The sequence below is a fragment of the Halorubrum aquaticum genome, assembly GCF_900113615.1.
In the GTDB taxonomy this organism is placed as follows: Archaea; Halobacteriota; Halobacteria; order Halobacteriales; family Haloferacaceae; genus Halorubrum; species Halorubrum aquaticum.
This window is the reverse complement of record NZ_FOPZ01000001.1, coordinates 204,822-223,456: the sequence shown is the minus strand read 5'-3', so window position 1 is coordinate 223,456 and position 18,635 is coordinate 204,822. Positions and strand designations below refer to the sequence as shown.

General features: G+C 69.7%; 17 protein-coding genes. 8 read left to right on the top strand and 9 right to left on the bottom strand.

Annotated features, from left to right (window positions below; translation table 11 throughout):
• Positions 1 to 21: 21 nt before the first annotated feature.
• Together F3H10_RS01080 and F3H10_RS01075 are read left to right on the top strand one after the other, a co-directional pair.
• Positions 22 to 921, top strand: a complete 900-nt coding sequence (locus F3H10_RS01080) for a YqcI/YcgG family protein (protein WP_149783008.1) — start codon at positions 22 to 24, stop codon at positions 919 to 921.
• Entirely contained in the window at positions 914 to 1,492 is a 579-nt protein-coding gene (locus F3H10_RS01075; protein WP_149783007.1) for a cysteine hydrolase family protein, read from the top strand. The genes F3H10_RS01080 and F3H10_RS01075 overlap by 8 nt, the downstream gene beginning before the upstream one ends.
• 74 nt (positions 1,493 to 1,566) lie before the next feature.
• On the opposite strand, the gene F3H10_RS01070 is transcribed toward F3H10_RS01075, so the two are convergent.
• Positions 1,567 to 2,757, bottom strand: a complete 1,191-nt coding sequence (locus F3H10_RS01070; protein WP_149783006.1) for a trans-sulfuration enzyme family protein — start codon at positions 2,755 to 2,757, stop codon at positions 1,567 to 1,569.
• Between the two features lie 122 nt (positions 2,758 to 2,879).
• Here F3H10_RS01070 and lipA point away from each other — a divergent pair, with 122 nt between their 5' ends.
• A complete protein-coding gene (gene lipA / locus F3H10_RS01065) occupies positions 2,880 to 3,821 on the top strand; it encodes a lipoyl synthase (RefSeq protein ID WP_149783005.1) in 942 nt (313 codons plus the stop codon).
• Between the two features lie 6 nt (positions 3,822 to 3,827).
• Here lipA and ggt read toward each other — a convergent pair whose 3' ends face one another.
• Positions 3,828 to 5,456 carry a gamma-glutamyltransferase gene (gene ggt / locus F3H10_RS01060; protein WP_149783004.1) on the bottom strand — a complete coding sequence of 543 codons (1,629 nt, stop codon included), beginning with the start codon at positions 5,454 to 5,456 and terminating at the stop codon, positions 3,828 to 3,830.
• 165 nt (positions 5,457 to 5,621) lie between these two features.
• Here ggt and F3H10_RS01055 point away from each other — a divergent pair, with 165 nt between their 5' ends.
• On the top strand, positions 5,622 to 6,548 hold the full coding sequence (locus F3H10_RS01055) for a DMT family transporter (RefSeq protein WP_149783003.1): 927 nt from the start codon (positions 5,622 to 5,624) through the stop codon (positions 6,546 to 6,548).
• A gap of 45 nt (positions 6,549 to 6,593) precedes the next feature.
• Here F3H10_RS01055 and bcp read toward each other — a convergent pair whose 3' ends face one another.
• A complete protein-coding gene (gene bcp / locus F3H10_RS01050) occupies positions 6,594 to 7,061 on the bottom strand; it encodes a thioredoxin-dependent thiol peroxidase (RefSeq protein WP_149783002.1) in 468 nt (155 codons plus the stop codon).
• A gap of 121 nt (positions 7,062 to 7,182) precedes the next feature.
• Between bcp and F3H10_RS01045 the strand changes: the two genes are divergently transcribed.
• Both F3H10_RS01045 and map read left to right on the top strand, forming a co-directional pair.
• Positions 7,183 to 9,234 carry a histidine kinase N-terminal 7TM domain-containing protein gene (locus F3H10_RS01045; RefSeq protein ID WP_149783001.1) on the top strand — a complete coding sequence of 684 codons (2,052 nt, stop codon included), beginning with the start codon at positions 7,183 to 7,185 and terminating at the stop codon, positions 9,232 to 9,234.
• Positions 9,235 to 9,309: 75 nt separating this feature from the next.
• Positions 9,310 to 10,218: a type II methionyl aminopeptidase gene (map, locus tag F3H10_RS01040; RefSeq protein WP_149783000.1), complete on the top strand. Its 909-nt coding sequence runs from the start codon at positions 9,310 to 9,312 to the stop codon at positions 10,216 to 10,218.
• 32 nt (positions 10,219 to 10,250) lie between these two features.
• Here the strand turns inward: map and F3H10_RS01035 are convergent, their stop codons facing one another.
• From F3H10_RS01035 to F3H10_RS01015, 5 genes are all read right to left on the bottom strand, one after another.
• Positions 10,251 to 11,354: an ATP-NAD kinase family protein gene (locus F3H10_RS01035; RefSeq protein WP_149782999.1), complete on the bottom strand. Its 1,104-nt coding sequence runs from the start codon at positions 11,352 to 11,354 to the stop codon at positions 10,251 to 10,253.
• Positions 11,355 to 11,612: 258 nt separating this feature from the next.
• A complete protein-coding gene (locus F3H10_RS01030) occupies positions 11,613 to 12,299 on the bottom strand; it encodes a competence/damage-inducible protein A (protein WP_149782998.1) in 687 nt (228 codons plus the stop codon).
• A 101-nt stretch (positions 12,300 to 12,400) separates the two neighbouring features.
• Entirely contained in the window at positions 12,401 to 13,177 is a 777-nt protein-coding gene (locus F3H10_RS01025; protein WP_149782997.1) for a DUF5803 family protein, read from the bottom strand.
• A 3-nt stretch (positions 13,178 to 13,180) separates the two neighbouring features.
• Positions 13,181 to 13,876 carry a DUF2110 family protein gene (locus F3H10_RS01020; protein ID WP_149782996.1) on the bottom strand — a complete coding sequence of 232 codons (696 nt, stop codon included), beginning with the start codon at positions 13,874 to 13,876 and terminating at the stop codon, positions 13,181 to 13,183.
• Complete coding sequence (locus tag F3H10_RS01015; RefSeq protein ID WP_149782995.1) at positions 13,876 to 14,400, bottom strand: transcription factor; 525 nt, start codon at positions 14,398 to 14,400, stop codon at positions 13,876 to 13,878. Before F3H10_RS01015 ends, F3H10_RS01020 begins: the two co-directional genes overlap by 1 nt.
• A 131-nt stretch (positions 14,401 to 14,531) precedes the next feature.
• Between F3H10_RS01015 and F3H10_RS01010 the strand changes: the two genes are divergently transcribed.
• Entirely contained in the window at positions 14,532 to 15,491 is a 960-nt protein-coding gene (locus tag F3H10_RS01010; protein WP_149782994.1) for a hypothetical protein, read from the top strand.
• A gap of 51 nt (positions 15,492 to 15,542) precedes the next feature.
• On the opposite strand, the gene F3H10_RS01005 is transcribed toward F3H10_RS01010, so the two are convergent.
• Entirely contained in the window at positions 15,543 to 17,021 is a 1,479-nt protein-coding gene (locus F3H10_RS01005; protein ID WP_149782993.1) for a PAS domain-containing protein, read from the bottom strand.
• A 120-nt stretch (positions 17,022 to 17,141) separates the two neighbouring features.
• Between F3H10_RS01005 and F3H10_RS01000 the strand changes: the two genes are divergently transcribed.
• The gene (locus F3H10_RS01000) at positions 17,142 to 18,623 is read left to right on the top strand and encodes an ATPase domain-containing protein (RefSeq protein ID WP_149782992.1); all 1,482 of its coding nucleotides are present in this window, start codon (positions 17,142 to 17,144) and stop codon (positions 18,621 to 18,623) included.
• Positions 18,624 to 18,635: the final 12 nt, after the last annotated feature.

Here is an 18,635-nt window from a genome sequence, read left to right as displayed (position 1 = left end):
GGTCGCCCACGGAGAGAGTCCATGAACGAGCCCGGAACCGAGGGCGTGCTGTTGGACCAGGAGACGCTCCACGGTCGGCTCGAGGACGCTCCCGGCTGGCTCCGGGAACACTACCGCACGTTCCGCGAGTCGATGCTCGGCGAGCGCGACGGGTCGCCGTTCCCGTGTTACTTCGGGATCGAGGTCGAACGCGAGGGCGACCTGCTGTACGCGGCGTGTGGGTCAACGAGCGACCCGGCCGCGCTCCTCCGCCTCCGCGACGTCCTCTCGGAGTACCTCGAGACCTACCCGGACCACGCGGAGCGGGCACCGCTTGCGGTGTTCTTCCGTCCACCCGGAGGGGACGAGACGGATCCGACGGACGCGACGGAGGCCGACTACCACGAGGCGCTCTGGCACGTCCTCGAGTTCCTCCACGTCCACGACCCAGAGCCGTGGCCCGAGGACATCCCGACCGACCCCGACGACCCCTACTGGGAGTTCTGTTTCGGCGGCGAGCCGCTGTTTCCCACCTCGCGGGCCCCCTTCTACGACGAGCGGGCCAGCCGCTACTCGCCGGTGGGCCTGGAAGTCACCTTCCAGCCGCGCGCGGTCTTCGAGGGGATCACGGCGGACACGGAGGCCGGAGAGCGCGCCCGCGACGCCATCCGCTCCCGGATGGAGGCGTACGACGGGGTCTGCCCGCACGCCGACCTCGGCGACTGGGGCGCGGCGGGCGACCGCGAGTGGAAGCAGTACCTCTTCCGCGAGGACGACGAGGAGAGCCCCGACGAGTGCCCACTCCGGCCGACCCGCGAGCACCCGAAGGCCCCCGCCGAGCTGCTCGAACGCGGCGCGTGGCGACGGTTCGCCGGCTCGGACGGTGCCGCCGGCGGATCGGGCGAGTCGCCGGCGACGGTTCTGGGGGTCGGCGATGACTGACCCGTCGCACGCCGACGCGGACACCCCGCTCCCCGACGACGCCGTCCTGCTCCTCGTCGACTTCCAGACCGGCTTCGACGAGCCCGGATGGGGCGAACGGAACAACCCGAACGCGGAGGCGGTCGCCGCCGACCTGCTCGCGCGCTGGCGCGCCGCGGACCGTCCGATCGCGCACGTCCGACACGCCTCGAGCGAGCCCGAGTCGCCGCTCCGGCGCGACGCGCCGGGGTTTGCCTGGAAGGCCGAGACCGCCCCCGCGGAGGGCGAGGCGACCTTCGAGAAGTCGGTCAACGGCGCGTTCCTCGGGACCGACCTCGGCGACTGGCTGACCGAACGCGGCTACGACACGCTCGTCGTCTGCGGGCTCACCACCGACCACTGCGTCTCGACGACCGTCCGGATGGCGGAGAACCGCGGCTACGACGTGTACCTCGTCGCCGACGCGACCGCGACCCACGAGCGCGAGGCCCACGACGGGGAACGGATCGACCCGGAGACCTCCCACCGAGTCGCGCTCGCGCACCTGAACGGGGAGTTCGCGACGGTCGTCGACGCCGTCGACCTCGGTTGAGCCGGGACGACGTCGCTCGGCCGCGGCGTCCTCGGTCCGCTCGCGGGAGGACGTCGGCGACCCCGTTCGACGGCTCAGAGGTACCCTAATCCACGCTCCAGGTCGGCGATCAGGTCGTCGGCGCTCTCGGTGCCGATGGGCGCCCGGATCAGCGAGTCCGTTATGCCGGACGCCAGTCGCTCCTCCTCCGGGACGTACGAGGCCGACATGCTCGCCGGGTGTTCGATCAGCGACTCGACGCTACCCAGGCTGACGGCCAGGGTGAACAGGTCGAGCGACTCGACGAACGCCCTCGCCTCCGCGGCCCCGCCGTCGATCTCGAACGAAACGACCCCGCCGAAGCCGTCCATCTGGCGTGTCGCGAGGTCGTGTCCGGGATGGGTGTCGAGACCGGGGTAGTGGACCGTGGTGACCTTCTCGTGTTCCGATAGGTAGTTCGCGACGCGCTTCGCGTTCGCCTCGTGCTGGCGCATCCGGAGCGGGAGGGTCTTGCTGCCGCGGAGGACGAGGTAACAGTCGAACGGCGACAGCATCGCGCCGAGGGCGTACTCCTGAACGAACCTGACCTGCTCGGCGAGCCCGTCGTCGTTCGTCACGACCGCACCCCCTATCGAGTCCGTGTGGCCGTTGAGGTACTTCGTCGTGCTGTAGACGGACACGTCCGCACCCAACGCGAGCGGCCGCTGGAAGTACGGCGTGGCGAACGTGTTGTCCACGACCAAGCGGGCGCCGTGGCGGTCGGCGATCCCGCCGATGGCCTCGATGTCACACAGTTTCAACAGCGGGTTCGTCGGCGACTCCATCCAGAACAACGCGGTCTCGGGGGTGACCGCGTCGGCGACGACGTCCGTGTCGGTCGCATCGACGTAGTCGACGGTCACGTCGAAGTGCTCGGTGAGGTAGTCGTCGAAGAACACCTTCGTTCCCCCGTAGATGCCGTCGAACGCCACGACGTGGTCGCCCGATCCGAGCACGCTCAGACACGTCGTCGCGATGGCGGCCATGCCGGACGCGAACGTCATCGCGTGCTCCGCGTCGCTCAGCGCCGCGACGCGGTGCTCGAGGGCCTCTCGGGTCGGGTTCCCGAGTCGAGAGTACTTGTATCCGTGGCTCGGATCGCCGGCCTCGTCCATCGCGAACGTCGACGACAGGTGGATCGGTGACACGAGGTCGCCGGTCCCGCCGGGACCGAGGTCCGGTTCCTCGCCGGCGTGGACCGCTTCCGTCTCGAAGGCGTGATCCGAGCGTTCCGAGGGGTCTTCCATACGTCCACACCGAGGAGGGGTTCCATATAGGTTCTTCCACCGGGGCGACGAGGCGATTCCGACGCCTTCGACGACCACGGTCGACCCGCACGTTTTTCCACTCGCCCCCCGAGGGATCGAGCATGCAACGCGGCCGGCGGAAACCGGACTGGCTGAAGTCGCGTCCCCCCTCGGGGAGCCGGTTCACGGAGATCAAAGCGAGCCTCCGCGATCGCGACCTCCACACCGTCTGTGAGGAGGCCAACTGCCCGAACATGGGCGAGTGTTGGTCAGGGGGCACGAACGGACCGGGCACGGCGACGTTCATGCTCATGGGCGACCGCTGCTCGCGCGGGTGTAACTTCTGTGACGTCGAGACCGGCGGGATGGACCCGCTCGACTCCGACGAGCCGGAGAACGTCGCGGACGCGGTCGCGGAGATCGGCCTGGAGTACGTCGTTCTCACCTCCGTCGACCGCGACGACCTCGCGGACGGCGGGTCCGCACACTTCGCCGAGACGATCCGCGCGATCAAGCGGCGCGACCCCGAGATCCTCGTGGAGACGCTGATCCCCGACTTCGGCGGCGACCCCGAAGCGGTCGACCGGATCGTCGACGCCGGACCCGACGTGATCGCCCACAACGTGGAGACGGTCGAGCGCCTCCAGTGGCCCGTTCGCGACCGTCGCGCGAACTACGAGCAGTCGCTCGCCGTGCTCGATCGAGTCGACCGCGAGTCCGAGATCCACACCAAGACGAGCCTCATGCTCGGCGTCGGCGAGTACGACCACGAGGTGTACCGGACGCTCGGCGACCTCCGGGAGGTCGGCGTCGACGTCGTCACCTTCGGACAGTACCTCCAGCCCTCCCGGTCGCACCTCGACGTCTTCGAGTACGTCCACCCGGACGTCTTCGAGACGTGGCGCGAGGTGGCCGAAACGGAGTTCGACTTCCTCTACTGTGCGTCCGGCCCGATGGTCCGGTCGTCGTACAAGGCCGGCGAGCTGTTCGTCGACGCGCTCCTCCGTGAGGGGCGGTCGCCCGAGGACGCCAGACGGCGGGCGCGGGCGGCCGGCGGGGACTGAGGCCCTTTAATACCCCTGCGCGTTCCCGTCCTTGCGCGGCTCCGTCGCCGCCGAGAGGACGCCGTCCTCGTTCCGAGCGATCTGCGCGCCGCCGAACACTCCCGGCGACATCGTCCGCACGTCGTGGCCCTTCCGGACGAGTTTCGCCGCGACGTCGTCGTCGAAGTGCGGCTCCAGCGCCAGCGTCCCGTCCTCGCGGTACCGCCACCGCGGCTCGTCGAGCGCGCGCTGGATCGGCATCCCGTAATCGATGACGTTCGAGAGCGTCTGGAGGTGCCCCTGCGGCTGCATGTACCCGCCCATCACGCCGAAGGCCGCCCAGTCGTCCTCGGCGAACCGGACGAGCCCCGGAATGAGGGTGTGGAACGGCCGCTTGCCGGGCTCGAGGCTGTTCGGGTGGTCGGGGTCGAGCGAGAACGACGACCCCCGGTTCTGGAGGGCGATCCCGGTGTCGCCGGCGACGAGCCCGGAACCGAACCCGGCGAACCGCGAGTTGATGTACGAGACCACGTTCCCCTCGTCGTCGGCGACGGTGAGGAGGACGGTGTCGGCGTCCTCGGCGTTCGCGTCGGGCACCCCGAAGCTCACGTCGTGGTTCGCGGTCTCGCCGACCTCCGCGGCGCGTTCCCTCGCCCACGACTTCGACCCCAGCGGCGGGTGGTCCTCGTACTCGGGGTCGGTGATGTAGCGGTGGCCGTCGTGGAAGGCGACCTTCAGCGCCTCCGAGAGGTAGTGGACGCGCTCGGCGGAGTCGTAGTCGTACTCGCCCGCGCCGAGCTCCTCGGCGACGTTGAGCGCCTCGAGCGCGATGAGCCCCTGGTTGTTCGGCGGGAGCTCGTACACCTCCGCGCCGTTGTACGTCGTCGAGACCGGCTCGGGCCACTCGACCTCGAAGTCCGCGAGGTCGTCGACGGTCATGAACCCGCCCGCGCGCTGGACCTCCTCGGCGATCGCCTCGGCGATCTCGCCCTCGTAGACGACGTCGGCGCCCTCCTCGGCGATCCGCTCCATCGACGCGCCCAGTTTCGGGAGGGTCACGCGCTGGCCGACCGACGGCGACTCCCCGTCGAAGAGGAAGGCGTCGCGGGCGTGGTCGGTCTCGAAGAGCTCCTCGCCGTGCTCCCACTGGGCGGCGACGACCTCCGAGACGGGGTATCCCTCCGTCGCCAGCCGGATCGCGGGTCGAAGCAGCTCGCCGAGGTCCATCGTTCCGAGCGTCTCGGCGGTCGCCTCCCAGCCGCGAGCGGTCCCGGGGACGGTGACGGCGTGCGGGCCGGTCGTCGGCATCTCGGCGTCGGCCGGGTCGTCGACGTCGCTCCCCTCGTCGGCGGCGATCGCCTCCCGAGCGTTCTCGATCGTCGCGTCAGCGGGCGCGCCGCCGCAGGCGCGCATCGCGCCCACGTCGCCGTCGGCGGTCCGGTACAGCGCGAACACGTCGCCCCCCAGTCCGGTCGAGGTCGGCTCCACGACGTTGAGCGCGGCCGCCGTCGCCACCGCGGCGTCGAAGGCGTTGCCGCCGTCCCGCAGGACGCCGATACCCGCCTCGCTCGCGAGCGGCTGGCTCGTGGCGACGACCCCGCTCTGGCCGTAGACGGTCGATCGTCGGGACGTAAACCGGTCGAGGTCTGGTTCCATGACTCACGCTCACGGTCGATGGGTGTAAATACCCCCGTAAACCGGATCGTTCGTGTCCGTTCGGCCGCCGTTTGACCGGTCCGCCGGAGATCGCTATGGCGTCGATTCCCCCGCTCGCTGACCGGAACGGACACCGATATACGGGAGGACGCCGTCCGCATCGTCGTGTCCAGGTATCGCGACGTCCTCCTGTTCTTCCTCCTCGCCAGCCTGTGGGGCGGCTCGTTCGTCGCCATCGAGGTCGGGCTGGCGTACTACCCGCCCGTGTTGTACGCGGCCTACCGCTTCGACATCGCCGCGTTGGTCCTCGTCACGTACGTCCTCCTGACCGAGTCGAACCCGCTCCCGCGGACCCGCGGCGACCTCGCCGCGATCGGGCTCAGCGGCGGGTTCAACGTGGCCGTCAACAACTCGCTGCTCTTCACGGGCCAGCAGTACACGACGAGCGGGATCGCCTCGATCACCTACAGCCTCGTCCCCATCGTCACCGCGGCCGTCGCGGCGGTGTGGATCGGCGAGTCGAGCCTCGACGCGCGGGGAAGCCTCGGCGTCGTGCTCGCGTTCGTCGGCGTCGGCCTCGTCGCCCAGCCGGACCCCGCGAACCTGGCCGGCGGGGTGACGATCGGGGTCGCGCTCATCTTCGTCGGCGTGGTCTCCGTCTCGTTCAGCAGCGTCGGGCTCCGCGTCGTGGAGACGACGTTCTCGAGCGTCGCGCTCACCGCCTGGGCGATGCTGTTCGGCGGCCTCCTGATGCACGGGTTCAGCCTCGGTCTCGGCGAGGGACAGCGGCTCCCAGCGACCGAACTCCCGGCGCTCGTCGCGTTGGGCTTCCTCGGCGTGTTGTCCTCGGCGGTCGCCTACACGATCTACTTCACGCTTCTCGACCGGCTCGGCGCGTTCGAGATCAACCTCGTCTCCTACGTCGTCCCCGTGGTCGCGACGGTCGCCGGTGCCGTCCTCCTCGCGGAGCCGGTGACGGCGACGACCGTCGCCGGATTCGTCGTGGTCCTCGGCGGCTTCGTGCTGGTCAAACGCCACGCGATAGCGGAGGAGGTGCCGAAGCTCGTCTCGCGAGCCGGCGGGTTCTTCTGAGCGGGACGCGGGACCCGTCCGGACGACCCGGGCGTCTCGACGGTCTCACTCCCCGAGCGCCGCGACGTCCTCGAGGATCCGGTCGGCGTGACCCTCCGGGGAGACCCCCTCGTACGCGAGCGCGATCGTCCCCTCGGCGTCGACGACGTACGTGTTCCGGAACACGCCGTCGAAGACGTTTCCGAACATATCCTTTTCACCGTAGGAGTCGTACGCGCTCGCGACCTCGCCGTCGGGGTCCGAGAGGAGTTCGAAGGGCAGGTCGTGTTTCGCCGCGAAGTCGGCGAGGTCCTCGACGGGGTCGTCGCTGATCCCGAGCACCGCGACGCCGGCCGCCTCGAAGGCGTCCCACTCGTCGCGGAAGCCGCACGCCTCGGTCGTACAGCCCGGGGTGTCCGCGCGCGGGTAGAAGTAGACGACCGTGTACGACGCGTCGGTGTCGCCGAGCGAGACCGGCTCGCCGTGCTGGTTCTCGAGGGTGAACGTCGGCGCGTCTTCGCCGGAGTCGAGCATACGGTCCGTCGATCCGGAACCCGCTTATCGGCACCGATCGATCACCGAACCGGAAGAGCGGACCGAAGCGTTCGCGTTCTCCGTTCGATTTTTATCGCCGACTCGCATCCCTCCGGTATCGATGGTCTGGCAGACGACGCCGTACACGGTCCCGCTCCTCGTGGCCGGGTCGGCGTCGTTCGTCTTCGCGGCCTACGCGTTCGTCCGCCGGTTCCGCGGGTCGAAGTGGCTCGTCCGGTCGTTCCTCGGCGTCACCGTCGGCGCCGGGGTGTGGGCCACGGCGTACGCGGTCCAGCTGTCGGCGACCACCCTCCCCGCGATGCTGTTCTGGAATCGGTTCGTCTGGCTCGGCATCGGAACGCTGGCGGCCGCGTGGCCGGCGTTCGTGTTGGCGTACATCGGGCGAGTGGAGTGGTTCCGCCCCCGACGGCTGTCGGCGATCTGTCTGGTCCCCGCGTCGGTCGTCGTCGCGGTGTGGTTCCTCGGTGCCGTTCCCCTGTTCTATCGATACCCCTCGATCACGATCGCCGACGGCGGCTATCTCGCGGTTACCTATTCTCCCACGCTCGCGCTTCTGGCGTTCACGGCGTACACGTACGTCGTGAACCTGATCGCCTTCCTCGTGCTCGGGTACGCCGTGGTCGACCGGACCGGCATCTTCCGGCGGCAGGCCGGACTCCTGTTCGCCGCCGGCACGGTTCCGATGGCCGTCGGCGTCATCGGCGCGTGGACGTCTCTGGGGCCGGAGTTCGTCGATCTCACGCCGATCTCGTTCTCCGTGACGGCCGGGATCGTCGCCTGGGTGGTGTTCCGGTACCGGCTGCTCGACCTCTCGCCGGTCGCCCGGAAGGCGGTGTTCACGAACCTCTCCGACGGGGTCGTCGTCCTCGACGGCGACGACCGGGTCGTCGACGCGAACGACCGGTCACGGGGGCTGTTCGACTCCCTCGAGTTCGGGCGGCCGGTCGAGGCGGCGTTCTCGAACGCGCCGACGGTCGTCGACGCCGTGCGGAACGGCGGAACCGGAGAGACCGGGCAGGTGACCATCGAGACCGAGAACGGACCCCGATTCCTCACCGTCACCGAACACGCGCTCTCCACGGCCGGATCTGGGGACGAACGCGGCGGGAGCGTCCTCCTGTTCCGTGACGTCACCGAACGCGAGACGCTCCAGCGTCGATACCGGGCGCTCATCGAGAAGTCGCCGAACGTCATCGCCGTGTGTGGTACCGACGGCCTGCTCCGGTACGTGAGCCCCTCCGTCGACCGGCTCCTCGGCCACGACGCCGCCGCGGTCGAGGGGCGGCCGGTTCTCGACCTGATCCATCCGGAGGACCGCGAGGAGTGTCAACGTCGCTTCGAGGCCGCACTGGAGACCGGCGAACCGCAGGTGTTCGAACATCGGATCGCTCGCGAGAACGGCGACTGGCGCACCTTCGAGACGACCATCGAGCCGCTCTTCGAGAACGCCGCGGACGAGGTGGTCATCACCGCGACCGACGTGACCGAGGGGCGAAGACACGAACAGCGGCTCCAGGTTCTCAACCGCGTGCTCAGACACGACCTGAAGAACGACGCGAACGTGATCGGCGGGTACGCGGACCTCCTTCGAGACCACGTCGACGGGGAGGGACGCGAGCACCTCGACGTGATCGACCGGAAGGTGGAGACGCTGACGCACCTCAGCGATCAGGCCCGCGAGATCGACGTGGCGCTCCACGACGATTTCGACCGGGCGGAGATCGACCTCGCGTCGCTGCTCCCGCGGCTGTGCGACTCGCTGGAGGCGGCGTTCCCCGACGCGTCGGTGTCGCTCTCGGCACCTGAGGAGGCGGTGGTCTCGGCCGACGAGCTCCTCGAGTCCGCGGTGCGGAACGTCCTGGAGAACGCGGTCGTCCACCACGACGGGTCCGTCGCGAACATCGAGGTACGCGTCGCGGTCGACCGCGACGGCTATCGCGTCGAGATCGCCGACGACGGCCCGGGCATTCCGCCGGTCGAGCGGACCGTGTTCTCGGAGGGACGCGAGACGCCACTCGAGCACGCGAGCGGCCTCGGGCTCTGGCTCGTCCACTGGATCGTCACGGGATCCGGCGGCGAGCTGGCGATCGAGACCCGCGAACCAACCGGAACCCGCGTCTCCATGTGGTTCCCGGCGGGGAACCGCGCGTGAGTCGGGTGCGAGCGCCCCTTCGGTGACCGATCCGCTCCCGCAACCTCTTTGCGGCCCCTCGACGAACCCGAGGACATGAGTCACGGACCCCTCGACGACGACGCGGTCGAGAGCTATCGGGAGGCCGGCGCGGTGCTGGTCGAGGCGATGAACGAGGCCAGATCGATGGTCGAACCGGGCCGGAGTCAACTCGAGGTCGCCGAGTGGGTTGAGGACTTCGTCCGCGAGTCGGGCGCCGGGCTGGCGTTTCCGGTCAACCTCAGCGTCGACGCCGAGGCCTCCCACGCGACGCCGTCCCGCGACGACGAGACGGAGTTCGGCGAGGAGATGGTGTGTCTCGACGTCGGCGTCCACGTCGACGGCTACATCGCCGACGCCGCGGTCACCGTCGACCACACCGGCAGCGTCGAGCTCGTGGAGGCGGCCGAGATGGCCCTCGAGGCCGCGATCGACGAGGCGGGACCGGGCGTCGAGGTCGGCGTCGTCGGGAAGGCGATCGAGGACGTGATCCGCGGGTACGGCTACACGCCGGTGCTCAACCTCTCCGGCCACGGCGTCGAGCGGTACGACGCCCACACCGGCCCGAACGTCCCGAACCGCGGGGTCGACCGCTCCGTCGAATTACAGCCGGGGCAGGCGGTCGCCATCGAGCCGTTCGCGACCGACGGCCGCGGCAAGGTCGGGGAGGGCACCGACGAGGAGATCTTCGAGCTCGAACGGGACAAGAGCGTCCGGGACCGCCGGGCGAGACAGGTGCTCGAGGAGATCCGGGAGTTCGACGACCTCCCCTTCGCCGCCCGGTGGCTCCCCGACGACCGCGCCGGCATGGCGCTTCGCCGCCTGAAGCAGGCGAACGTGATCAAGGGGTATCCCGTGTTAAAGGAGGCCGACGACGCTCTCGTGAGCCAGGCGGAACACACCCTGTTGATCACCGACGACGGCGTCGAGGTGACCACCGCGGGCATTCACGGCTTCGACGACTAGCTCGCCGACGGATCCCTCGCCGGGGGACCCGGTCACACGATCTTCATCATCCGCGTCTCGAACTTCCCGACGCGGACGCGCACCCAGCCCGCCAGCTCGGCGTCGAGCTCGGGGTCGTCCGTGTCCACCCGCAGGGCCCGCACGTCGTCGAGCTTCGCGCGGGACGCGACGATCGTCACGTCACACTCGCGGATCACCGCCGGCGAGAGCTGCGGGTTCCCCCGCCCGAAGACGAACCCCTGTCCGCCGATCGGCGAGACGACGATGGCGTTCTCCTCGCCGAGTTCCGCGAGGATCTCCGACTCCGTCGCGTCCAAGGCAACCACCTCGCCGTCGCGCCAGACATCGACGCCGATCGGGGAGGGCGAGAAGCCGAGCTCGGCCTTGATCGCACCCACCGTCGACCCCGGGCCGAGGACGTAGGTGACCCCATCTCCCTCGCGCTCCCGGATGTCGTCGGCGACCCCCTCGGCGAGCGACTCGACGGTGCCGCTCGCGGTCTGTTTCGACGACTGGAGGTCCTCGGCGACGGGGACGTGGGCGACCCCGCGAAGCTCCGGGTGGACCTCCCCCTCCCGATAGGCGTCCTCGTCGATGTCCATCACCTCGCGGCGCTCGGTCCGCGAGAAGGTCGCCGCCACCTCCGCGGCGTCCTCCGGGGAGACCGCGAACACCGACGAGTACACCTTCACGCCCGCGGGAACGCCGAGCATCGGCGTGTCCGTGCCCTCCAGGGCCGTCGCCACGTCCGCCGCGGTACCGTCGCCGCCGACGAACAACACGAGGTCGACGCCCGCCTCCAGAAAGGCCTCCACCGCGCGGCGGGTGTGCTCGGCGGTCGTCTCGGCGGGGGCGTCGTCGGTCCCTCGCCGCTCTCCGCTCTCGAACGGATCGACGACCCGGACCGGCTCGAAGCCGGCCTCGCGGACGATCCGCTCGCCCATCGGGTCAACCGCCGTCGAGACGGCCGTCTCGGGCGCGACCGCGGCGAGCCGATCCATCGCCCGCTTCGCCCGGTCGGGAGCGCGCGGCTCCGCGCCGCGCTCGCGCGCCTCCGCGATCTTCCCGTCGGTCCCCTTCAGCCCCACGCGACCGCCCATCCCGGCGATCGGGTTCATCACGACGCCGACGTGCATACCCGACGTTGCGGCGGCGGCCACTTAACGGATCGCGGACGATTCGAACGCGGAGCGGTCCGTCGGCGAAGATCAACATTTAAGCCGGGACCCGGACAACCTCCGGACATGATCCTGTCCGCCGTCCAGCCCGAGCCGCTCCCGATCGAGGCGACCGCGCTCGCCGTGCTCGCCGTCAGCCTGATCGTCACCGCCGTGTGGGTCGCCTACCTCGCGCGCTGACCGCGGCGACCGGCAGCCGGCTCCTCCCGACGCCTCTCACTCGACCAGATCCGCCCGTTCCCGCAGCCACGCGGCGGCCCGTTCGGCCTCCGCCGCGTCGCTCGCGGTGATCTTCACCCTGACGCTCTCGCCCGGGTACGACCCGACGCTCACGTCGAACCGCTCCCTGAGTTCTGCGAACCGACCGATGAGCGTGCTCTCGGGCTCGTCGACGGCGACGACGACCGCGTGGGACGGGACGCCGTCGAACTCCGCCGCGACCCGCTCGAACATCGCCCGCATCTCCGCGGGGACGCCCGGCAGCACGTAGGCCGACTCGACGACCGCGCCCGGGGCGACCCCCTCGTCGTTGGGGAGCGGCCGACAGTCCGCGGGCAGGTGCGTCGTCTCCGCGGCGAGGTCGTCGGCGCTGTATCCCCGTTCCTCGAGCCACGCGGCCGCCTCCTCGTTCTCGACGACCTCCCGTCCGAAGGCGGCCGCGACCGCCTCCATCGTCACGTCGTCGTGGGTCGGGCCGAGCCCGCCGGTGACGATCACGGCGTCGTACTCCGCGTGGTACTCGTTGACGACCCGGGCGATCTCCGCGACCTCGTCGGGGACGACGGTCACTCGCCGGACCGGGACGCCTCGGTCCGCGAGCCGACCGCAGAGCCAGGTCGCGTTCGTGTTCTCGGTGTCCCCGACGAGGAGCTCGTCCCCGACGGTGACGATCGCGGCGTTCATGCGAGGATCCACGCGGGGGCGATAAAAAAGGCCGCCGGCGGACGCCCCGAGGGCGCCGTCGGGGGACGGGGCGATAGCAGTCGCGGGACCGCTCCGCCGTCCTAGAGGAACCCGTCGTCGTCCTCGTCGTCGTACACGTCGAGGCCCATCTCGCGGCGTCGCTCGCGGAGCTCCTCGAGCTGGCGTTTGAACCGGAGCGTCCCCACGACCGCGATGAGGGTCGCGACGGCGAGGATCCCGCCGAAGACGACGAGGTCGGGTTCGCGATACGCCTGGACGACGATCGATCCCGTCACCTCCTCCCAGACGATCCGGTCGCGGTCGCCGACGGTCTCGACCTCGTAGCTCCGCGGCGAGACGTGGCCGACGATCGGGAAGTCCGTGCTGAACCCGGGCGGGAGCGTCACGGCGTAGGAGCCCTCGACGTACGCCAGCGACGTGAACCGCCGGGGTGAGCCCGCCCCCGAGAACGCGGCCTTCCCGCCGTCCATGTCGTCGCCGAGGCGGATCCACGTCTCGTCGGGCGTCCGCTCTATCTCGCCGCCGCGAGCGCGGAACTCGCTTCCGGACACCACCTCGCCGTCGGGGAACCGGTACCGGAACGCCTCGAACTCGAGGGGTTGATCGCCCGCGTACGGGGTCTGCCGGTACAGACGGAGCTCGTCGCGGCCGGAGAGGTCGTAGACGACCGTGTATCGGGAGTCCGTCGAGAGCTCGAAGGCGGCGTCGCGGTCGGTGTCGAAGTCGTACTCGCGCGGCGGTTCGGAGTCGAGCGTCTCGTTCGTGACCTCGCCGCCGCCGGTCGCGTAGTCGAGGCAGCCGGCGCTCGCGGCGAGCAGCGCGACGAGGGCCACGGCGAGGACGAAGCGTCGGTTCACGGCTCAGACGACACAGCGCATCTCAGCCGGGAGGTACGAGCCGATCGCGGCCAACAGGCCCGGCGGGTCGGTTCCCTCCGCACAGACGACGCTCTGTTCCAAGAGCCCCAGCCGCTCGACGGTGACGATGTCCTGGGCGTGGCCCGCCCGGTTCACCGTCGCGCGCACCTCTCCGCGGGTCGCGGAGTTGACGTTCAGCCGACCCGGTCCCCGCTGCCAGTCGTAGAGGCGGTCCCGTTCGGCGTCGGCGAGCCGGTGTGGATCGGCGTCCGTATCGCCGTGGTCGCCGCCGTAGACGAACGTCATCGGGAGGTGTTGGACGAGGCCGAACCGCTCGACGACCTGTTCGGGGGACCCGACGCCGAGGCCCAGCTCGTCGGCCGGGACGAACACCTCCTCGCCCGCGTCGAGGACGAAGCCCTCGGCGTCCCACGACTCGAGGGTGCCGACGTACGTCTCGTCGGCGACGAGTCCCTCGTCGTGGGCGACGACCTCGCCCCACGTCTCCGCGAGGACGTTGCGGGCGACCGTGGCGTCATCACCGCTCACGTCGACCTGGACGAAGTCGTCGTCGCGGACGCCGACCGTCCAGTCGACCGCGAGGTCGCCGACGTCGTTGTCGACGAGCGAGTACATGCCGTCGAGCGCGCGGTCGCGGGCGTCGCCCTCGACGTAGCACTTGGTCGCGAGGACGACCATCAGCCGGTCACGTCCGCGTTGAGTTCGTCTCGAAGCTCCTCGAATCGCATCGACAGCGCCTCCTGGAGCCGGTCGTTCTCCATCGCGTCGAGCGGCGACCCGCACTCGGGACACTCGAAGCCGAAGTCCATCGCCTCGCCGAACTCGAAGCGGAGCGAACACACCTCACAGAGGTAGAACTCGTGGGTTCGCTCGTACTCCTCGCGTTCCTCCAAGGCCTCGAGCAGTCGGTACATCTCCTCCTGGAGGTTCTCCGGGATGTTGTCGTAGTGGAACGTCCAGAGGTACGTGAGCCAGCCGGAGTCCTCGTCGCGGACCCGCCGATAGGTGGCGAGGTCGTTCTCGTAGAGGATGAACAGCGCGCGGCGGACGTCGTTGAGCTCCAGTCCGAGCTCCTCCGCCAACTCCTCGTCGGTCACCTCGCCGTCGGGGGGCGCGGCCGCGACCGGCATCCCCGTCGGCCCCACGAGCTCGTGGAGGTACTTCTGGATGACGGGGTCGTTCAACAGGTCCTCAAAAGCCATTACCGTTATTTGGCGGTGGAGCGGGGTTAAAAGCTCCGGAAGGGAGAGCCCTCACGGTTCCCGCCGGTCCCGGCCGCCCCGTCCGTCGGCTCCGGCAGAGCTATACGCCGCCCGCGACACGGCTTCCGCGTATGAGTTCCGGTTCGATCGAACGGGCATCCGCGGTCGTCGGCGCGCTCGCGCTCGCGACGGTCCCGGTCGTCCTCGCGGCGATCCCGGTCGTCCCCCTCGCGTGGCTCCTCGGCACCGTCGGCGGCCTCGACGTCGGCGTCGGGATCGGCGTGCTCGTAGCCGCGGTCGTCGGGATCGCGACCTCGGCCGCGCTCGGTCCCGTCCTCGTCGATCGGCGGATCGCGCGGCTCCCCTCGGCCGACCTCGACGACCGCCCCGCGGCGTTTATCGACTCCCGCGTCGAGGCGGTCGCGGAGGCGGTCGGCGTCGACCCGCCGCCGGTCACGGCCGTCCGGGCGGAGGCGGCCAACGTCGCCGTCGCCGACGGCTTCCGAGGGCCGCGGCTCGTCGTCTCCACGCGACTCCTCTCGCTGCCCGCGGCTGACCGCGACGCCGCGTTGCGGCACGCGATGGTCCGGCTTCGGACCCGAGAGGCCGCGTTCACGACGGCGGCGTTGCCCGGACTCGTCGCCGTCGAGACGGTGACGCTGCTCGCGACGCTGCTCGTCGGCCGCCGGTCGGACCGCAGCCCGGCCGACCGCCGCGTCAACCGAATTCACGGATACGAGCCCGACCGCGAGCGGATCCCGGGACCGGCGTACGCAGTCGCCGGCCTCCTCGTCTGGCTGGTCGCGCTCCCGGCGTGGATCCCGGCGGTCGTCGGCGACCGACTGTTCGTCGCCGGGCGCCGGCGCGCCGCCGACGCCGCGGTGTCCCGCGCCGGCGAGACGGAACGTGACGGGCTCGCGAACGCTGTCGCGTTCGCGGGCGAGGCCGCCGGCGCGGCCGACTGGCCCCCCCTCTTCGACCGGCTCTCGCTCGTCTCGATGGCGGACGACGAGACCGGCCGGGTGCGCGGGACGAGCCGGCAGGAGGCGCGGGTCCGGCTCGCGAGGCTCCGGTCGAAGCGAGCGATGTAGGCGGCTTCTCGGCGGTTCCACCGACCGTTTCCCGGTCGACGGCGACGGACTTCAGGACTCCGTCGGAACGGACAGGCGAAGGGTCGTCCCCTCCCCCTCGCCGGTGGACACGGAGAAGTCGCCGCCCGCCCTGTTCACGACCCAGTACATCAGCCAGATCCCCAGCCTGTCGGCGTGTTTCAGCGATGTCTCGCCGCTCCTGAGCACTCGGGTCTCGTGGTCGGGTATCCCGGGTCCGTCGTCCTCGATCTCGATCACGATCCACCCCGGATCCGGGCGCTCGACCCGGATCTCGACGGACGGGTTCGGGTCGTCGTTGTGTTTGATCGCGTTCTCGATGCCCTCCTCGATCGCCGTCGAGAGCCCGACGACGGCGACCTCGAGCGGGTCGTCTTCGGGGACGGACAACGCGAAGGTCGCGTTCGGGTATCGGCCCTCGTACGTGCTCAGCAGTTCCGAGAGCCGGTCGCGCAACGCGATCGGGGCTCCCCCGGGGTCGGACGACGACAGCGTGTGGTCGATCTTCCGTACCGCCTCCGCGATCCGCATGAGGTCGTCCGTCGTCTCCTCTATCACCTCGATCGGTTTCCGGTGTTCGTCGCCGAGTTCCTCGCGGAGGAGCTCCGTGTAGCCGTCGATGAGGTTCATCTTGTTCCGGAGGTTGTGGTTGAGCACGCGGTTCATCACCTCCAGTCTGCGCTCGCGGATCTTCCGGTCGGTGATGTCGGCCTGGAACCCGACGTAGTTCGTGACGGTCCCGCTCCCGTCGCGTATCGGCGCGACCGTGAGGCGGTTCCAGAACTTCCGGCCGTTCGCCCGGTAGTTCAGGACGTCCACGGAGACCGGTTCCTCCGCGTCTATCGCCTCGCGGATCGCCGTCCGCGTCTCCTCGTCGGTCTCCTCGCCCTGGAGGAATCGACAGTCCTCCCCGAGCATCTCCGGGCCGTACCCGGTGAGCTCCTCGAACTCCGCGTTCGCGTAGATCATCGGGTTGTCTCCCGATCCCGGCTCCGCGAGCGTGATGCCGACCGGCGCCTCGTCCATCGCCCGCTCCTTCAGCGTCAGTTCCTCGACCGCCTCCTCGAGCCGCCGCTCGCGCTCGGCGAGCCGCAGGGACGTCTCCCGCCGCCCGATCAGGTTCTCGATCCGGGCGGCCAGTTCGGCGCGTTTCACCGGGAGATCGATGACGTCGTCGACGCGTTCCCACGCGTTCTCGACGGCCGAGTCGCTCGTTCCCTCGGGGATCAACAGGACGAACGGGAGGAAGACGGGGTCCGACCGTTCCCGTCTCGATTCGACGACCTCGGCCGCCCGCCCGAACCCGTCGGCGTCGAGGAGACAACAGTCGAACGTCGACTCGAGTGCCGCCACGTCCGTCGCCGTCTCGATCCGATATCGGCCGGACAGCGCCTCCGCCAACAGCTCGCGGTCGCGTCCCGGCCGCATGAACAACAGGACAACGGACCGGCCCTCGGGGTCCTCGGTGCCGCGGCTCGTGCCCGCGTCGATCCCTTCGGAGCCCGAGACCATTTCCCCTAAGAGAAGCGTACACGTCCACTAAGCGTTGTCCCTTCTTCACGTCCTCTGCCGCCCGAACGCGAGCACGTTTCCTTGTAGCATTTATACGTTCACCCGTCGAATGGCCTACGGATGTCACCATCACTGTCCGAGCGACTCTCGACCGGCGTCGGCGGTCTCGATGAGGTCCTGTCCGGCGGACTCGTTCCGGAGCGGAGCTACATGATCAACGGGCGGGCGGGAAGCGGGAAGACGATCCTCGGACTCCACTTTCTCGCGGCTGGCGTCGAGCGAGGCGAGACGGCGCTCTTCATCAACCTCGAGGAGGACCTCGACGACCTGAAGGCGAACGCCGAGGCGCTGGGATTCGACACCGAGGCGATAGACTTCCTCGACCTGAGCCCGAGCGCGGACGTCTTCACCGAGGACCGGTCCTACGAGGTGTTCGCTCCCTCGGAGGTCGAGCGGGAGTCGCTCACGGAGCGGATCGTCGAGGGGGTGACCGAAGTCGATCCGGACCGTGTCGTCGTCGACCCGCTGACGCAGCTCCGATTCCTGACCGACGACGACTACCAGTTCCGCAAGCAGGTCGTCGGATTCATGCGGTTTCTCAAGGAGCGGAACGCGACCGTGCTGTTCACGGTTCAGGACACGGAGTCGCTGCCGACCGACGACCTCGAGTTCATCACGGACGGGACGATCGTGTTGGGAACCGAGGCGCACGGGAGGTCCATCCGCGTACCGAAGTTCCGCGGTTCCTCAACGCAGAGCGGCGACCACGCCTACCGGGTAACCGACGGAGGGATCGAGGTCTATCCGGCGCTCCAGCCGGGCGAACACGTCGGCGAGTACGAGATCGAACAGATCTCCTCGGGGATCCCCGAGGTCGACGAGCTCCTCAACGGCGGGCTCGAACGCGGGACCGTCAGCATCGTCAGCGGGCCGACCGGCGTCGGCAAGACGACGCTGTCCACGCAGTTCATGAAGGAGGCGGCCGGCCGCGGGGAACGATCGGTCATCTACCTCTTCGAGGAGACCGAGGAGACGTTTCTCAGCCGGTCGCGGGCGGTCAACATCCCCGTCGATCGGATGATCGAGAAGGGGACCCTCCAGGTGAACGAGGTCGAGGCGCTCGAACGGTCGCCCCAGGAGTTCGCTCGAATGGTCCGCGAGGAGGTCGAAGGGCGGGACGCCGACATCGTGATGGTCGACGGGATCTCGGGGTATCGACTCACCCTCCGCGGCGAGGGGAGCACGATGCTCCAACAGATGCACGCGCTCGGTCGCTATCTCAAGAACACGGGCGCGACGGCCATCTTCGTCGACGAGACGCGAAACGTGACGGGCGAGTTCCAGGCGACGATGGAGAACATCAGCTACCTCGCCGACAACATCGTCTTTCTACGACACCTCGAGGTGAACGGGGAGATCCGCAAGGCGATCGGCGTGTTGAAAAAGCGGACCAGCGACTTCGAGCGGACGATCCGCGAGTTCCGGATCACCGAACACGGGATCAAGGTCGGCGAGCCGATGTCGGGCATGCGCGGCATCCTGAGCGGGACGCCGGAGGTCGTCGACCGACGGCGCGATCGATGCGACGCCGAGGACGGGTAGTCCGAAGGGTGA

What these genes read in the sequence shown, in the direction of transcription:
- F3H10_RS01070 (WP_149783006.1), bottom strand. Translation starts at nt 2,757, where the DNA reads ATGGAAGACCCCTCGGAACGCTCGGATCACGCCTTCGAGACGGAAGCG.
- F3H10_RS01010 (WP_149782994.1), top strand. Translation starts at nt 14,532, where the DNA reads ATGAGTTCCGGTTCGATCGAACGGGCATCCGCGGTCGTCGGCGCGCTC.
- F3H10_RS01015 (WP_149782995.1), bottom strand. Translation starts at nt 14,400, where the DNA reads ATGGCTTTTGAGGACCTGTTGAACGACCCCGTCATCCAGAAGTACCTC.
- map (WP_149783000.1), top strand. Translation starts at nt 9,310, where the DNA reads ATGAGTCACGGACCCCTCGACGACGACGCGGTCGAGAGCTATCGGGAG.
- ggt (WP_149783004.1), bottom strand. Translation starts at nt 5,456, where the DNA reads ATGGAACCAGACCTCGACCGGTTTACGTCCCGACGATCGACCGTCTAC.
- F3H10_RS01035 (WP_149782999.1), bottom strand. Translation starts at nt 11,354, where the DNA reads ATGCACGTCGGCGTCGTGATGAACCCGATCGCCGGGATGGGCGGTCGC.
- F3H10_RS01000 (WP_149782992.1), top strand. Translation starts at nt 17,142, where the DNA reads ATGTCACCATCACTGTCCGAGCGACTCTCGACCGGCGTCGGCGGTCTC.
- F3H10_RS01005 (WP_149782993.1), bottom strand. Translation starts at nt 17,021, where the DNA reads ATGGTCTCGGGCTCCGAAGGGATCGACGCGGGCACGAGCCGCGGCACC.
- F3H10_RS01075 (WP_149783007.1), top strand. Translation starts at nt 914, where the DNA reads ATGACTGACCCGTCGCACGCCGACGCGGACACCCCGCTCCCCGACGAC.
- F3H10_RS01020 (WP_149782996.1), bottom strand. Translation starts at nt 13,876, where the DNA reads ATGGTCGTCCTCGCGACCAAGTGCTACGTCGAGGGCGACGCCCGCGAC.
- lipA (WP_149783005.1), top strand. Translation starts at nt 2,880, where the DNA reads ATGCAACGCGGCCGGCGGAAACCGGACTGGCTGAAGTCGCGTCCCCCC.
- F3H10_RS01080 (WP_149783008.1), top strand. Translation starts at nt 22, where the DNA reads ATGAACGAGCCCGGAACCGAGGGCGTGCTGTTGGACCAGGAGACGCTC.
- F3H10_RS01030 (WP_149782998.1), bottom strand. Translation starts at nt 12,299, where the DNA reads ATGAACGCCGCGATCGTCACCGTCGGGGACGAGCTCCTCGTCGGGGAC.
- F3H10_RS01045 (WP_149783001.1), top strand. Translation starts at nt 7,183, where the DNA reads ATGGTCTGGCAGACGACGCCGTACACGGTCCCGCTCCTCGTGGCCGGG.
- bcp (WP_149783002.1), bottom strand. Translation starts at nt 7,061, where the DNA reads ATGCTCGACTCCGGCGAAGACGCGCCGACGTTCACCCTCGAGAACCAG.